Source organism: Kaistella sp. SH40-3 (genome assembly GCF_030686865.1).
GTDB lineage: Bacteria > Bacteroidota > Bacteroidia > Flavobacteriales > Weeksellaceae > Kaistella.
Genome location: NZ_JAQYUS010000001.1, coordinates 685,658 through 700,125, shown reverse-complemented (window position 1 = coordinate 700,125; position 14,468 = coordinate 685,658). Strand labels below are relative to the sequence as shown.

Annotated in this window: 13 protein-coding genes; 6 read left to right on the top strand and 7 right to left on the bottom strand. The window is 36.5% G+C overall.

Annotated features, from left to right (window positions below; translation table 11 throughout):
* Positions 1-41 precede the first annotated feature (41 nt).
* Positions 42-2,627 carry a DNA mismatch repair protein MutS gene (gene mutS / locus PUH65_RS03215; RefSeq protein WP_305520401.1) on the bottom strand — a complete coding sequence of 862 codons (2,586 nt, stop codon included), beginning with the start codon at positions 2,625-2,627 and terminating at the stop codon, positions 42-44.
* A 73-nt stretch (positions 2,628-2,700) separates the two neighbouring features.
* Between mutS and PUH65_RS03210 the strand changes: the two genes are divergently transcribed.
* On the top strand, positions 2,701-3,237 hold the full coding sequence (locus tag PUH65_RS03210) for an RNA methyltransferase (RefSeq protein ID WP_305520402.1): 537 nt from the start codon (positions 2,701-2,703) through the stop codon (positions 3,235-3,237).
* A 68-nt stretch (positions 3,238-3,305) separates the two neighbouring features.
* On the opposite strand, the gene PUH65_RS03205 is transcribed toward PUH65_RS03210, so the two are convergent.
* The 5 genes from PUH65_RS03205 to PUH65_RS03185 form a co-directional block, all read right to left on the bottom strand.
* Entirely contained in the window at positions 3,306-3,830 is a 525-nt protein-coding gene (locus PUH65_RS03205; RefSeq protein WP_305520403.1) for a 2'-5' RNA ligase family protein, read from the bottom strand.
* 33 nt (positions 3,831-3,863) lie between these two features.
* The gene (locus tag PUH65_RS03200) at positions 3,864-5,273 is read right to left on the bottom strand and encodes an efflux transporter outer membrane subunit (RefSeq protein ID WP_305520440.1); all 1,410 of its coding nucleotides are present in this window, start codon (positions 5,271-5,273) and stop codon (positions 3,864-3,866) included.
* A gap of 34 nt (positions 5,274-5,307) precedes the next feature.
* Positions 5,308-8,460: an efflux RND transporter permease subunit gene (locus PUH65_RS03195; protein WP_305520404.1), complete on the bottom strand. Its 3,153-nt coding sequence runs from the start codon at positions 8,458-8,460 to the stop codon at positions 5,308-5,310.
* 4 nt (positions 8,461-8,464) lie between these two features.
* Positions 8,465-9,694, bottom strand: a complete 1,230-nt coding sequence (locus PUH65_RS03190) for an efflux RND transporter periplasmic adaptor subunit (protein ID WP_305520405.1) — start codon at positions 9,692-9,694, stop codon at positions 8,465-8,467.
* 61 nt (positions 9,695-9,755) lie between these two features.
* Entirely contained in the window at positions 9,756-10,199 is a 444-nt protein-coding gene (locus PUH65_RS03185) for a transcriptional regulator (protein WP_305520406.1), read from the bottom strand.
* 190 nt (positions 10,200-10,389) lie between these two features.
* Here PUH65_RS03185 and PUH65_RS03180 point away from each other — a divergent pair, with 190 nt between their 5' ends.
* The 3 genes from PUH65_RS03180 to PUH65_RS03170 all read left to right on the top strand — a co-directional run bounded on the left by PUH65_RS03180 (position 10,390) and on the right by PUH65_RS03170 (position 12,449).
* Positions 10,390-10,713, top strand: a complete 324-nt coding sequence (locus tag PUH65_RS03180) for a translation initiation factor (protein ID WP_305520407.1) — start codon at positions 10,390-10,392, stop codon at positions 10,711-10,713.
* A 183-nt stretch (positions 10,714-10,896) separates the two neighbouring features.
* Positions 10,897-11,751: a nucleoside phosphorylase gene (locus PUH65_RS03175; RefSeq protein WP_305520408.1), complete on the top strand. Its 855-nt coding sequence runs from the start codon at positions 10,897-10,899 to the stop codon at positions 11,749-11,751.
* A gap of 209 nt (positions 11,752-11,960) precedes the next feature.
* Positions 11,961-12,449: a hypothetical protein gene (locus tag PUH65_RS03170; RefSeq protein ID WP_305532465.1), complete on the top strand. Its 489-nt coding sequence runs from the start codon at positions 11,961-11,963 to the stop codon at positions 12,447-12,449.
* A gap of 17 nt (positions 12,450-12,466) precedes the next feature.
* Here the strand turns inward: PUH65_RS03170 and PUH65_RS03165 are convergent, their stop codons facing one another.
* A complete protein-coding gene (locus PUH65_RS03165) occupies positions 12,467-13,039 on the bottom strand; it encodes a DNA-3-methyladenine glycosylase I (protein ID WP_305520410.1) in 573 nt (190 codons plus the stop codon).
* Positions 13,040-13,234: 195 nt separating this feature from the next.
* Here PUH65_RS03165 and PUH65_RS03160 point away from each other — a divergent pair, with 195 nt between their 5' ends.
* The gene (locus tag PUH65_RS03160) at positions 13,235-13,501 is read left to right on the top strand and encodes a hypothetical protein (RefSeq protein WP_305520411.1); all 267 of its coding nucleotides are present in this window, start codon (positions 13,235-13,237) and stop codon (positions 13,499-13,501) included.
* Positions 13,502-13,597: 96 nt separating this feature from the next.
* Positions 13,598-14,410 (top strand): enoyl-ACP reductase, encoded by an 813-nt coding sequence (locus tag PUH65_RS03155; RefSeq protein ID WP_305520412.1) that lies wholly within the window; start codon positions 13,598-13,600, stop codon positions 14,408-14,410.
* Positions 14,411-14,468 lie beyond the last annotated feature (58 nt).

Genomic DNA, 14,468 nt, shown 5'->3' with positions numbered 1-14,468 from the left:
AAAATCCTAATTCTCCTCATTCTTTAATCAATATTATACAACTATCGCCCGATCATTTTCTTAATCGAATTCAACTTCATCAATGCTTCAATCGGCGTCAAAGTATTGATATCTATTTTGGTTAATTCTTCACGAATATTTTCTAAAACCGGATCATCCAACTGAAAGAAAGAAAGTTGCATATTCTCATCTGTAATTGCTTTAGCAGAATCTTTAGAACCGCTATGTGAACGGCTTTTTTCTAAAGTTTTCAAAACTTCATTCGCACGGTTCACTACTTTTGCAGGCATTCCCGCCAACTTCGCAACGTGAATTCCAAAACTGTGTTCACTTCCGCCAGACAATAATTTCCGCAGAAAGATGATACTTCCTTTATGTTCCTGAATGGAAACGTGGAAATTTTTAATTCTTTCAAAATTCACCGTCATTTCATTGAGTTCGTGATAATGCGTGGCAAATAAAGTTTTCGGTTGCGTAGGATGTTGATGCAGATATTCCGCAATTGCCCAAGCAATGGAAACACCGTCATAGGTTGAAGTTCCTCGTCCGATTTCGTCTAAAAGGATTAAACTTCTTTCAGAAATATTATTCAAGATATTTGCGGCTTCATTCATTTCTACCATGAACGTTGATTCACCAGAAGAAATATTATCGGTCGCTCCAACTCTCGTAAATATTTTATCTAAAACTCCGATTTCTGCATGTTTTGCCGGAACGAAACTTCCGATTTGTGCCATTAAACAAATGATTGCAGTTTGTCTTAAAATCGCCGATTTACCCGCCATATTCGGACCGGTAACCATAATAATCTGTTGGGAATCTTTGGCCAAAAACAAATCATTCGGAATATATTTTTCACCCAAAGGCAAAGCGTTTTCAATAATTGGATGACGCGCTTCTTTCAGATCAATTTCAAAACCGTCATTCAAAACCGGTTTCGTATAAGATTCAGAAACGGCAAGTTCAGATAATCCAACTCCACAATCGAGTTCCGCAATAATTCTGGAATTCTCCTGAATTTGATCGATGTAAATCATCACATTTTCACAAACTTGTCGGTAAAGAAGATGTTCGATTTTTGAAATCTTTTCTTCCGCGCCTAGAATTTGTTCTTCGTATTCTTTCAATTCTTCTGTGATGTATCTTTCAGCATTCACCAAGGTTTGCTTGCGAATCCAATCTTCGGGAACTTTATCTTTATGAGAATTACGAACTTCAATAAAATACCCGAAAACATTATTAAAGTTAATTTTTAAACTGGTGATTCCGGTGCGTTTCACTTCACGGTCACACATTTCATCCAGAAAGTCTTTTCCTTTGCTTTGAAGACCACGCAAATGATCGAGTTCTTCTGAAATACCGGTTTTAATTACATTTCCTTTTGAAATATTTACCGGAAGTTCATCATTTAAATAATTAATTAAATATTGAATAAGTTCATCCAAATTAATTAAAGGCGATAACCAAGTCAAAACCTCATCGTGTAGATGAAGTAATTCTTTAATAGTTCGAATATTAACTAAACTCTGACGAAGATAACCGAGTTCTTTAGGTGAGATTTTTTCGGAAGCCAATTTTCCCATCAAACGATCTAAATCAGAAATCGATTTTAATAATTGTAAAATCTCGTATTTCAGATTTTCTTCTTTATTAAAAAACTCGATTAAATCTAATCTTCTGTTTATTTCGTTGACCGATTTTAAAGGCAAAATCAATCTTCTCCGCAACAACCTTCCACCCATCGGAGTCGAAGTTTTGTCAATAATATCGAGCAAAGATTTTCCCTGTTGACTGCTTGAATAAACGATTTCTAAATTCCGCAACGTAAAATGATCCATCATGAGATAATCATCTTTTGGAATCAGTTTTATTTTGGTAATATGCTGTAAAAGTGCGTGATGCGTATCTTCCACCAAATAAGCGAAAATTGCTCCGGCTGCGACAATTCCTAATTTTAACTCTTCAATACCAAAACCTTTTAATGAATTGGTTTTGAAATGATTGGTTAGTTTTTCGTAGGCATAATTGTATTGAAAAGCCCAATCTTCTAATTTAAAAGAATTGCGGTTTTTCAATTGTGCAGGAAGTTCTGTAGTTCGCTGATAAATAATTTCACTCGGATCAAAAGTTCCAACGATGTGAAGCAACTGCTCTAAATTTCCTTCTGAAGTTAAGAATTCTCCGGTCGAAACATCAACCAAAGCCAATCCGTATTTCTCTTTTACTTTATGAACAGAAAGTAAAAAGTTATTTTTCTTCGAAGTTAAAACCTGTTCATTGAAAGTTACGCCGGGAGTTACCAATTCGGTCACGCCACGTTTTACAATTCCTTTAACCCCTTTCGGATCTTCAAGTTGATCACAAATCGCAACACGAAGTCCGGCTCTCACGAGTTTCGGTAAATAAGAATCCACAGAATGATGCGGAAAACCAGCGAGTTCAATATGACCTTCACCGTTGGCTCTTTTAGTTAAAACGATTCCTAAAATCTGCGAAGTTCGAATTGCGTCCGTTCCGAAAGTTTCGTAGAAATCTCCGACTCGAAACAGCAAAAGCGCATCAGGATATTTCGCCTTGATGGTATTGTACTGCGTCATTAAAGGAGTTTCTTTCTTTTCTTTTGCCACGGACTTGAGTTTAAAAATTAATTAACTTAAAACATTAAGATTGAAAAACCTTAATTTTGCCAAAAATACGAAAATGTCATCCACAAAGAAACTGAAACTCGAAGAATTAGGAAGAATAGATATCGAAACCTTTAAAGAGACTACAAAAACACCGCTTGTTGTGGTTTTAGATAATGTTCGAAGCATGCACAATGTGGGTGCGATTTTCAGAACTGCGGATGCTTTCTTAATTGAGAAAGTAGTCCTGTGTGGAATTACACCTCAACCACCACATCGTGAAATTCACAAAGCCGCTTTGGGCGCGACAGAAAGCGTAGATTGGGTTTATGAAAAAGACATTGCGGAGGCGCTTCAAAATTTAAAAAAGGAAAACTTTAAAATCATAGGAATTGAACAAACGACGAGTTCAGAAGTTATCACAGACTATCCCATTAATAAAGACGAAAAATATGCTTTGGTTTTAGGAAATGAAGTGGATGGATTGAGCGACGAAGCACTTTCGTATTATGATACTTTCCTGGAAATTCCGCAGTTGGGGACGAAACATTCGTTGAATGTGTCTGTTTGTGGTGGAATTGTGATGTGGGAATTCTTTAAAAATTTAAAATAAAAAATTGCTACGAATGCACGAATGAATTTTAATTAAAAAAAAATCGTGCATTCGTGGCAAATAAATAATCAATTCAAATATTTGATTTTAAGAAGATTCCACTTTTTATTTTCATGTTTGAAGAGACAGACTTTGTCTACTAAAAAAGAATCTTCGAAAGTTTTTTTTTGGTATTCTCGCCAGGCTTTCTGAAAATTTTCAGGACTTAAATCTTTGTATGCAACCGTAAGATGAGGATGAATTTTCGCATAAGAATGAAACTTCATCATCGGTTGAACCTCATCGTATAAGAGTTGAAATTCGGTTGAACTTTCGGGTTTTATAAAAATAACTGGTTTGTCTTTATTTGGAAAACATCCAAAGTTTTTCAAAATCACCTCAAAAGGACTAGACTTCAAATTCATTTCAGAAAAATTTCCCATCAATATTTCTTCCTGATTTTCATCGAAATGAAAAGGTTTGATCAAAGTGATATGAGGGAAATTTTCAAATGATTTTATAGAATTAAACCGCTCAGCAAAATCTTTACTGAAAACTCTGGCTTTCTGACGAAGTTCCTTATGTGGAACAACTGCAATAAAATACAAACTCATTTGAAAATTTCGATTCCTCTTTAATCTGAAACATTATCTCCAACCACCACCAAGAGCGCGGTACAATTCAATTCCTGCATCTAACTTAGAATATTCCGCCGTTGAAATATTTAGTTCTGCATTCAGTTGATTCACACTTGCGTTGATGACTTCCAGATAGTTTGCCATTCCGTAATTCACCAATTCCTGGGAATATTGAACAGAGTTTTTATAGGCCTCCATTTCTTTCTTTTTCAAGTTAATGAAACCATCCTGCGACTGATAAATCTTCAAGGCATCAGAAACTTCTCGTCCAGCGGTAAGAACTTTCTTTTTAAAGTTTAAATAGGCGATTTCTTTCTGGGCTAAACTCACTTCATATTGCGTTTTGATCTGTCTTTTATTTAAAATCGGTTGGGCTAAACCTGCAACAACATTAGCAAAAAGTGAACTCGCACTGAATAACTGATCTAAATCTTTAGAGACGATTCCAGTACTTCCAGTCAGTCTTAAACTTGGATAAAACTGCGCTTTTGCAGCATTCGTTAATTCAAAAGCACTCATCAAATTATATTCTGCCGCTTTCACATCTGGACGGTTTTCCAACAAATTTGCAGGATAACCTAAGGCCAAACTCACGGGCATTTTCTGAGCAGCAATAGTAGTTCTTTCTATAGAATGAGCAGGTTCGCCCATCAAAACACTCAATGTATTTTCGAGTAAAGCAATCTGAACATCAATATTTATCAACATTGATTCGGCATTAAAAACCAGAGCCTGACTTTGCTGAACTGCAACTTCAGTTACCGTTCCAGCATCTTTCAAGGCTTTCGTAGTCTCAAGATTTTTATTTCTTAAATTAATGGTTTCATTGATGATTCTTTTTTGATCATCAAAAGTCAGCAACTGATAATAAGTTGACGCAACGGCGGCAACTAAATCGCTTTTCACCGCTTGGTGTGCTGCAACAGTTCCTAAATAATTGGCTAGTTCTGCCTTTTCCTGGGCTTTCATTTTCCCCCAAATATCAACTTCCCATCCAACATTTGCAGAAACATCGAATTGATTTCCGTATTTTCTTTCCCCAATCAATTGCCCCGATTGGGTATTCAAAGACTGGGTTTGAAAGGTATAATTCGGACCTGCAGAAAGAGTCGGTAAATAGGCTGCTTTGCTTTGTTTTAAATAAGAATCTGCGGCAGAAATGTTTTGCAACGCAACTCTTACGTCTAAGTTATTTTCTAAGGCTTTCGCGATATGCTTTTGCAAAACCGGATCGGTAAAAATTTCTCTCCACGAAACGGTTGCCATACTCATGGAATCTTTCGGCAACAAGTCGGTGCGGAAAAGATTTTCATTAATGGCTTCTTTCGGTCTTTCATATTTTTCGCGCGTCATACATGAGGTCAGAACGAACGCTGAGATCAAAACTGAAAGTATTTTTATATTGAAATATTTATTCATTTTATTAATTTTCATAAAAGTTTTTGACTTTCAATTATTCGGATAGATTAATATCTTTTTCTTTTAAAGGCACCACTTTTTCCTGCAGATATTGGAAGATTACATACAATACAGGAATCGCAACCAATCCGAAGAAAGTCCCAATTAATAATCCTGTTGCAGCACCTGTCGCAATCGAACGGTTACCTACAGATCCAATCCCACTCGCAAACACCAAAGGAACCATACCGAAGATAAACGCAAATGAAGTCATCAAAATCGGACGTAACCTGGCTTTAGCAGCATTAATCGCCGACATTGCAATTGATTCGCCATGATGACGCCGCTGAACGGCAAACTCCACAATCAAAATCGCATTCTTGGCGAGTAATCCAATCAACATGATAATGGCAATCTGGAAATAAATATTGTTCTCCAAGCCAAAAATTCTTTGACCGAAAAAGGCTCCGATTACTCCTAAAGGAAGAGAAAGAATTACGGAGAATGGTAATAAATAACTTTCATACTGAGCAGCCAAAATAAAGTAGACGAAAAGGAAACTCAATAAAAACACAACGTAAGTTTGAGAACCAGCTTTCATTTCTTCTTTCGTTAACCCCGTAAATTCTACGTCGTAGTTGGCAGGCAAGTTTTCTGCGGCAACTTCCTGAACGGCTTTAATTGCATCACCGGTAGAAAAACCAGGATTACTGGAACCATTGATCGCTACAGAGGTAAATAAGTTATAACGCTCCAATGATTGTGGACCAAAACTTTTTTCCAACGTAACAAACTGTGAAATTGGAGCCATAGCGCCAGAAGCAGTTTTCACGAAAATAGAATTCAAATTTTCCGGCGATTTCCGATCATCCGGTAATGCTTGAATCATTACTCTAAATTGTTTTCCATATTTGGTAAAATCTGAAGAATAAATTCCTCCGATATATCCTTGCATCGTACTCAAAATACTGTTCAATGTAACACCACTTTCTTTTGCACGAGGTACATTAACCACCATTTCATACTGTGGATAGTTGGTATTAAAGGATGTGGAAGCAAACTGAATTTCCGGTCTTTGCATTAATGCACCCACAAAACTTTGAGTGACCTTGCTTAATTCATTAATGTCGCCACCAGATTTATCAAGTAACACCGTTGAAAATCCATCACTCGTTCCAAATCCAGGAACACTTGGCGGGGAGAAGAAAATAATTTTTGCGTCGGGATATTTGCTGGTCATTCCAAATAAACGCCCGGTAATCTCATCGATACTTTGTCCGCCTGCTTTTCCACGTTCATCAAAGGGTTTTAATTTAATAAAAGCCTGACCAACATTGGACCCAGATCCTGACATAAACCCACGACTCGCAGTAAAGGTTACGTTCTGAACTCCCGGAAGTTTACGGGCTTCTTTCTGAAGATCTGATAAAACATTATAGGTTCTTTCCAGCGAGGCTCCCGGTGGAAGTTGTACGTCTGTAAATAAAATCCCACGGTCTTCTTTCGGAATAAATCCTGTTGGCATGGTAGAACTTGCCCACCAGAAAGTAACTGCTCCTGCTGCAAAAATCACCAGCAAACTCACCCATTTATTTCTTAAAATAAAATTAAATGACTGTCCATATCTTTTGGTTCCCGCATTAAATCCAGCATTGAATTTAGAGAAGAACTTCTGCATAAAATTCATGCTTGCGTATTCCTTCGTATGATGTGCAGGTGGTTTCAAAAACATTGCACAAAGCACCGGACTTAAAGTCAAGGCATTCACCGCAGAAATTAAAATCGCAATAATTAAGGTAATCCCGAACTGCTGGTAGAAAACTCCAGTTGGTCCTGTTAAGAAGGTTACCGGAATAAACACGGCCGCCATTACTAAGGTAATTGAGATAATTGCACCTGTAATTTCGTCCATCGCTTCGATGGTTGCTTTTTTTGCATCGGAGATGCCGCCTTCCATTTTTGCGTGAACGGCTTCGACCACAACAATCGCATCATCGACCACAATTCCAATGGCGAGCACCAAAGCAAAAAGCGTCAATAAGTTAATCGAATAGCCAAACATATTCAAGAAAAAGAACGTTCCGATAATCGAAACCGGCACAGCAATCGCTGGAATTAAAGTTGATCTAAAATCCTGAAGGAATAAGAATACCACTAAGAATACCAAAACGAATGCTTCCAATAAAGTAGTAACTACTTTGTGAATGGAGGCATCTAAGAACTCATTTGTATCAAAGTTAATATTATAGCCAATTCCTTCCGGTAAAGTTTTTTGGGTTTCCGCTAACAAGGTTTTAATATTGTTAATAATATCCTGTGCGTTAGATCCCGGCGTCTGGAAAATTCCCATGGAGATGGAACGGTTTCCATTACTTTCACCAATTCCGGCATAAGACTGAGAATCCAGTTTAATTTCTGCAACATCTTTTAAACGAAGGTATTCCCCATTTCCTAAAGCGCGAAGAATAATGTTTTCAAATTCATCAACTTCATTATATTTTCCTTTGTAGGTAATGATATACTGAAAAGATCCTCCACTATTTTCACCTAAGGCTCCGGCGGCGGCTTCTCTTGACTGATCATTAATCGCGGCAGAAACTTCGGCAGGTTCTAAACCGTAGGCAGCCATTTTTGCAGGATCCAACCAAACTCTCATGGAATAATTTTTCCCACCAAAAACCTGAGCATCACCAACACCATTTACCCTTTTTAATTCAGGAATAACATTAATGTTTAGGTAATTCTGCAACCAAACCTCATCCAGTTTAGGATTCGAGGTGTAAAAACTCAAGAACATCAAAGCACTCGTTTGCTGCTTGCTCACCTGCACCCCGGATCTTGTAACCTCTGAAGGCAGAAGTGGAATTGCACGCTGAACCTGATTCTGAACGTTTACCGCTGCGATATCCGGATCGATTCCCTGTTTAAAGAAAATCTGAATCGAAGCAGAACCATTGTTTCCGGCAGAAGAAGAAATATAATCCATACCTTCAACTCCATTCACCTGTTCTTCGATTGGAATAACTACACTGTTCATTACCGTTTGCGCGTTGGCACCGGTATAGTTTGCGGAGATACGCACCGTTGGCGGCGCAATATCTGGATACTGTGTGACCGGCAAAGAAATTAATCCCAGAATTCCCAAAATCACAATCATGATGGAAATTACCGTAGATAAAACCGGTCTGTTTATAAATTTTTTAATCATCTTTTTAGAAAATCGGTTTTATAGCATTAATAAGATCATCAAATTTCTTCGGTTCCGGTTTTACAGGAGTTCCGGATTTTAAAGTTCCTACCCCTTCGGCTACAACTATATCTCCTTTTTCTGCTCCTTCTTTAATAATGACCATATTGTTTACACGATCAGTTACTTTAATCACAGCACTTTTCGCCGTATCCTGTTTTACTTTATAAACGTAAACCAAACCTTGCTGCTCAATTGTAGCACTTTCCGGAATTACCAAAGCATTATCATAAGTGATAGGAATTCTTACTGTTCCACTATTTCCGTTGCTCAGCAATTTTTTCGGATTCGGGAACGAAACGCGGAACTGAATACTTCCGGTGTTTGCATCAATTTGTCCGGTCACTGCTTTTACGTAGCCTTTCTCTTCATATACATCGCCGTTCGCCAATAAAAGTTCGATGGCAGGCATGTTTTTTATTTTCTCCGGAACAGTTGCTCCGACAGAATTTTTCAGAAAATCAAGATATTCTTTTTCGTTCATTGAAAAATAAGCATATAATTCGCTGGTATCTGAAACCGTAGAAATCGGCATTGGGTCGCCAGGTCCAACCAAACTTCCGTTTCGGAAATTAATTTTTCCAATCACTCCGGAAATAGGCGCACGGATAACAGAGTAATCCACGTTTGCCTGAGCACCCTGGTAATTCGCCCGGGCCTGAGCAACACCAGCGGAAGCCTGTTGTTTCGCGGCAACCGCTTGTGCAACTTGCGCCTGCGCCCGGGCAAGATTCGCCTGAGCAGTCTGCAGTTGAACACTACTTATAATGTTTTTTTCTACCAAAGGTTTCAGTTTATTCACCTCTACCTGCGCTGCACTAACTGCAGACTGTGCTGCTTTTACGTTGGCATCAGCAGCAGAAACGCTGGATTGCGCCGCGCCCACTCCTGCTTTTGCAGCATTCGCGGACTGACTTAGTGAATTAGTTTCTAAACGGAAAAGGGGCTGACCTTTCGTAACATATTGACCTTCGTCTACCAGAACTTGAGTGATGTAGCCCTGCATTTTTGCACGAACATCATTATTTACACGGCCTTCGATACTGGCCGGAAATGTAGAATAACCAATTATATTTCGATTCTCAACAGCAACGGTTGACACGACTTTGGGACCTTGTGGTGGTCTTTGATCTCCTTTTTTGCAGGATAAAACCGACAAGGCAGAAAAGGATAGCAGGATAATTTTATTTTTCATGAATTTTATTTTATAAATGTTCTTCATTAAATTGACTTTAAATGAAGTTTAAATTATTTGTTTAAAGTTGATCAATAGTTTCTTTTATATTTGAAATGTTTTTTTCGAAGAGATCAGCGTAAACAGTAAATTTTCGCAATGCCTCTTCATCGATTGTATTTCGAAAGTCTTTCAGTTTATTTAAAATGGATAATTCGGACTCCATTTTTTCAATAATTTCCTCGAAACGAATTTTCATATACTTTTCATTCATCACAAAAAACCTTTTTCTTTCATCAATCTTATTGAAATCGGTGATGATGTTTAGGTTTAAAAGTAAGTTGAGATTTGAAGAAACTGCACTTTTACTTGCAGAAAAAATTTCAACAACCTCATCAAATGAAACTCCATTTCTGTCGAAATCGAAAATTAGGTAGGAGTATATTTTCGCAGCAAGTGGTGGTAAATGCAGAACATCTCCATAAAACTTTACCATGTCGCGAAAAATTTCTTTATCAATTTTCATTATTATATTTACGAATTAACGCGCAAAATTACAATTTGGTTCTGAACTAAACGAACCAATCTTAAATTTTAAGACTTTTTTATGATTTCCCTAACATTATTTACCAAAAATGAGAATAATGAAAAATGATTTTACAACGAAAAATAGCAGCACTCATTGAATTACAATTAAATTTCATTAATTTTGGTAGATGGATTTAAGAGATCAACTCAAAAATATATTCCCTGATCATGAAGAGCAGGATTTTGAAATGCCGGTGGAAAAATTCGTGCAGAAAGAACCACTTGTCTGTAAATTTGAAAAAAAAGGCAGGCACGGAAAACCGGTAACTCTTGTTGAAGGTTTCGAAGGAAGCGATGAAGAACTGAAAAAGATTTCCAAGAAAATTAAAACGACTTTGGGAATTGGCGGCTCGGAAAAAGACGGAATCATTATTATTCAGGGAGATAACCGGGATAAGATTATGGTGATTTTGAAAGACATGGGTTATAAGACGAAGAGAGTTGGCGGGTAAACTATAATTATTGAGTAATCCTTAATAAGTAATTAATAACTGCGTAAGATTTTAGTAACGAATCTGCAGCCCGACTTGAACGGAAATCCTTTTTTTTGCATAGGCAAATGCGTAGGCAAAAAAGATTGGGAGTGGAAGGCGGAAATGTCTGCCATAAAAAAATATAAAATAAAAAAATATAATATGCTTAATAAATTAGCAGCATCAGAATTGGTGCTTAATGACGATGGAAGTGTGTATCACTTGAACTTATTGCCAGAAGATATTGCTGGGAAAATCATGTTGGTTGGTGATCCTGACCGTGTTCCAAAGGTTTCTAAATATTTCGATAAAATTGAAATCAAGAAAAATAAAAGAGAATTTTATACGCACACCGGAACTTTGCGCGGCGAAAGAATCACGGTAATGTCGACCGGAATTGGAACCGAAAACATCGATATCGTGATGAACGAGTTGGATGCTTTGGTGAATATCGATTTGAAAAATAAAGAATTCAAAACCGATCATACGGTTTTGGAATTATTTAGAATGGGAACTTGTGGAAGTGTGAATCCTGAAATTGAAGTCGACAATATGCTGGTGACTGAAAATGTGGTTGGGCTTGATGGCCTTTTACATTTTTACCAGGACTACGCGTTTGAAAATGAATTCTCCAGAAACTTCATGGCGAAATTCCCGTATGAGAAAATTAAACCGATGTTGTATTTTTCTGATTGGTCAAAAGAAATGGGCGAATATTATAAGGATGCAAAATACCATGGAAACACGGCAACCTTCCCAGGTTTCTATGCGCCGCAAGGAAGACAACTTCGTTTGAAAGCGATTGATGATCAATTTTTGGAAACCTTAAATGAATTAGGCGTAACGAATTTCGAGATGGAAACTTCGGCGATTTATGGACTTTCAAAATTGTTAGGACATAAAGCAATTACCGTAAACTCTGTAATTGCCAACAGAAGAAGAGGCGAGTTTTCTGCGGATCATGCTGCTTCTGAAAGAAATATGATCGAGTGGGTTTTGGATCGGATTATTAAATAAAAAATAATTTTATATTTATGCCGAAGTTATTGCTTCGGCATTTTTTTATGATGAAATTCAAAATAGTTGAACAGAGAAAAAATTTCATAGGTAGAATTACCAATGCTCAATGGGCTGCACTATCTTTTTTTATCCTAGTTTTTTTAATCCTTAAAATTGGTACAAATGAGTATTTAAGTTTGATTCTGGGATTTTTATCTTTTGGAATATTGTCACTAATTATTTATTCTACGTTAAGTTATGAGACGTTAAATGCAGATATAGTAGGAGATTTAATTTTTGATGAAGATTTAGTTGAAATTAAGTTAGAGAATATTCATTATGATGAAATCCAAAATATGGAACTTTATACGAATCACTATAAAAGTCAAAGCAGATATCCTGGTCCGAACAGTTTTTTTGGTCCGTGGAATTACATCGGAAAAAGTAATTATTTAAAGATTAAATGTTTTGATCAAAGAATTTTCAATGTTGAATTTCAAATCCTGTCATTATGTGATTTTAAAAATATTAATGAGTTTTACGCAAATTTACTTTTAACTGGAAAAATCAGTTTATACAGTCATTCTCTGCATAAAGTTCCAATTGACATTAAGCAAACCTCGTCATTTCTTCTTTACGTCATAAAAATGGTGGATGAAAAAGTTATTGGTAAACAATATTCTCAAAGGGTTTTGAGCGATCGGTATAACTCATAAATCTTGAACCAAATATTTCAGATGTACAGCATGTCATTTTTGCAATGACAATCAACCAAATGGTCATTGACCATTCCCGTTGCTTGCATGTGCGCATAAACAACGGTTGACCCGAGAAATTTAAATCCTCTTTTCTTTAAATCTTTAGATAACGAATCCGAAATTTCTGTAGTAGCAGGAATTTCAATTAATGTTTTCGGATGATTTACAATTGGTTTTCCATCAACGAAATTCCAAATGTATTCTGAAAAACTCCCGAATTCTTTTTGGATTTCTAAAAATTTTTGAGCGTTATTTACAGTTGCCAAAATCTTTAATCTATTTCTTATAATCCCAGCATTATTCCTTAACTCTTCTACTTTTCCCTCGGAATAGTTGGCAATTTTTTTATAATCAAAGTCATCAAATGCTTCTGCAAAATTTTCTCTTTTCTTTAGAATCGTATACCAGGAAAGTCCAGCCTGAAAACTTTCTAAAACCAAAAATTCAAAAATAGTTTCATCATCGTAAACAGGTTTCCCCCATTCTTCATCATGGTATTTTCTATAGAGATCATCTTTCTCACACCAGCCGCAGCGAACTAATTCCATTCGTATTATTTAATGACAAAAATAGAAAACTATGTGATTACAAATTAAATCTGCTAAACATTAATTATACCGTTTATGATAAGTTTATAAAATGTTTAACATAGCATTATGATTTTTAGGAATAGAACTTGCAAACTTCATAGTATCAAATTATTTTTTTTCAATCATTAAATATTAACATTAAACATTTTTATTATGGACAGACAAGATTATAACAAAGCAGAAAACGCAGTAGATAAAGCAAAGTGGCATGTAAACGATTACGCTGAAAGAGCAAAAGAATACATCCGCGAACAAAAAGAAAAAAACACAGAGCCAACTCATGAAGGCTGGATGGACAGAGCAAAGGAAAATGTTTCTGATGCTTGGGAAAGCACCAAAGATGCAGTATCTGATGCTTGGGAGAAAACCAAAGATGCGGCGGTTGATGCCGAAGCAGCAGTAAAAAAAGCAACCAACTAATTTTGCTGTAATATCATAGAGGGAACCGTATTTAATACGGTTCTTTTTTTATGCATTAAACAATAAAATTTTTTAAATTTGTCTAAAATTAAGATTATGTCATACGGATTACTAAAAGGAAAGAAAGGAATTATTTTCGGTGCCTTAAACGATCAGTCGATCGCGTGGAAAGTTGCAGAAAGATGCCATGAAGAAGGTGCAGAATTCATTCTTTCAAATGCGCCAATCGCAATGAGAATGGGAGAAATAGATGAACTGGCCAAAAAAACCGGCTCAGATGTTATTGCTGCAGACGCAACTTCTGTTGAAGATTTGGACAAACTTTTTGCTCATGCTGAAGAAAAATTTGGCAAGATTGATTTTATCCTTCATTCAATCGGAATGTCGGTAAACATTAGAAAAGGTAAATCCTACACTGATCTTAATTACGATTTCTTAGAAAAAGGTTGGGATGTTTCTTCTGTTTCTTTCCACAAAGTGATGAAAGCCGCTTGGGACAGAGATATTATGAACGAATGGGGCTCAATTTTGGCCTTAACTTATATTGCTGCACAACGAGTATTCCCAAATTATGGTGATATGGCAGACAACAAATCATACCTAGAAAGCATCGCAAGAAGCTTCGGATATTATTGGGGCGACCGAAAAGTTCGTGTAAATACGATTTCTCAATCTCCGGTAATGACTAAAGCAGGTGCTGGTGTGAAAGGAATTAGTGGTTTCTTCAACTTTGCAGATAATATGTCTCCGCTTGGAAATGCTGATGCTTTGGATTGTGCGAACTATTGCGTGAGTCTTTTCTCGGACTTAACAAGAAAAGTAACGATGCAAAATCTTTTCCACGATGGAGGTTTCAGTAAAACTGGAGTTTCCCAAAAAATTGTAGATAAATTTGAAGATTTAGAATAACTAAATTTTTAGTTGAAATAGAAAGCCCTTCTCATTAATTTAATGAGAAGGGCTTTTT

Excerpts from the sequence above, each read along its gene's own strand:
- PUH65_RS03210 (WP_305520402.1), top strand. The coding sequence starts at position 2,701 with ATGTCATCCACAAAGAAACTGAAACTCGAAGAATTAGGAAGAATAGAT.
- PUH65_RS03205 (WP_305520403.1), bottom strand. The coding sequence starts at position 3,830 with ATGAGTTTGTATTTTATTGCAGTTGTTCCACATAAGGAACTTCGTCAG.
- PUH65_RS03200 (WP_305520440.1), bottom strand. The coding sequence starts at position 5,273 with ATGAATAAATATTTCAATATAAAAATACTTTCAGTTTTGATCTCAGCG.
- PUH65_RS03195 (WP_305520404.1), bottom strand. The coding sequence starts at position 8,460 with ATGATTAAAAAATTTATAAACAGACCGGTTTTATCTACGGTAATTTCC.
- PUH65_RS03190 (WP_305520405.1), bottom strand. The coding sequence starts at position 9,694 with ATGAAAAATAAAATTATCCTGCTATCCTTTTCTGCCTTGTCGGTTTTA.
- PUH65_RS03185 (WP_305520406.1), bottom strand. The coding sequence starts at position 10,199 with ATGAAAATTGATAAAGAAATTTTTCGCGACATGGTAAAGTTTTATGGA.
- PUH65_RS03180 (WP_305520407.1), top strand. The coding sequence starts at position 10,390 with ATGGATTTAAGAGATCAACTCAAAAATATATTCCCTGATCATGAAGAG.
- PUH65_RS03175 (WP_305520408.1), top strand. The coding sequence starts at position 10,897 with ATGCTTAATAAATTAGCAGCATCAGAATTGGTGCTTAATGACGATGGA.
- PUH65_RS03165 (WP_305520410.1), bottom strand. The coding sequence starts at position 13,039 with ATGGAATTAGTTCGCTGCGGCTGGTGTGAGAAAGATGATCTCTATAGA.
- PUH65_RS03160 (WP_305520411.1), top strand. The coding sequence starts at position 13,235 with ATGGACAGACAAGATTATAACAAAGCAGAAAACGCAGTAGATAAAGCA.
- PUH65_RS03155 (WP_305520412.1), top strand. The coding sequence starts at position 13,598 with ATGTCATACGGATTACTAAAAGGAAAGAAAGGAATTATTTTCGGTGCC.